1 protein-coding gene is annotated in these 788 nt (G+C 37.1%); it reads right to left on the bottom strand.

Going from position 1 to position 788, the window contains the following annotated elements; all coding sequences use genetic code 11:
* Positions 1–788: UvrD-helicase domain-containing protein (locus tag ACFIK8_RS11005; protein WP_375669451.1), on the bottom strand; the 788-nt coding region annotated here is incomplete at both ends.

The following is a 788-nucleotide window of genomic DNA, read 5'->3' as shown; positions in this document are numbered from 1 at the left end:
ATTTTTAAGCATTGATATTTCTCTAAAAGAACAGAAAGCTTGCTTTGTTTTTCTTTAATCATTTGTTGAATAAAGGGCCAAGTTTCATCTGATTTTTTGCAAGACAAACGCGAAAAATTACGAGGTTCACCTGTCATTCTAAAATAAATATTGGAAATAATTTTGATAATATTTGTTTCATCACAAGTCTCTGCTAGTTGGGAAAATTTCGCAATCATATCTTTGAGGTGTTGATTGCCGTGGGTTTTGCAATGCGTAAGAATATAAAGAGGCAGGCGAGCAGTTTGTTGAATTTTTTCCAGCAGCTGTTGGTTTGTTTCATCAGGCGCTAAATGAAAAAGCGCACGCAATCGTTCTTCTCCATTTTCAGACAGAAGAGAAGACAAAAAATCAGACAATTCATGTTGCTTTTCAGTTGCTTCATACAGCAATTGGTTAAAAGTGTGCTCATTCATAACTTTAAGCAGCTGTTTCAAAGCGGATTGTGTATCGTGATGTGCCAAAAGTTGGCGACGAGATTCTTGTAGTAATTTTTTTCGACTGATATCATCAAGCAGTTCAAAATGCCCGGCAATATTGGCTTCTAGCATGAATTGGTGCAAGAGAGATTCGCAAAATGCATGAATAGTTTGGATTTTTAAGCCACCAGGTGTTTCAAGGGCACGTGCAAAGAGTTGACGTGCATAGATTAATTTTTGCGCGTTGATGGGTTTATTTTCAAGCCGCGAAAGGATTGTTTGAAGCTGTGTATCATCAAGTTCATTCCAGCTGGAAAGTGTACGAAAAAT

This window comes from Bartonella sp. MR168JLCBS (genome assembly GCF_042194175.1).
Note: the sequence above shows the minus strand (reverse complement) of the source record. Positions and strands in the feature narration are given on the sequence as shown.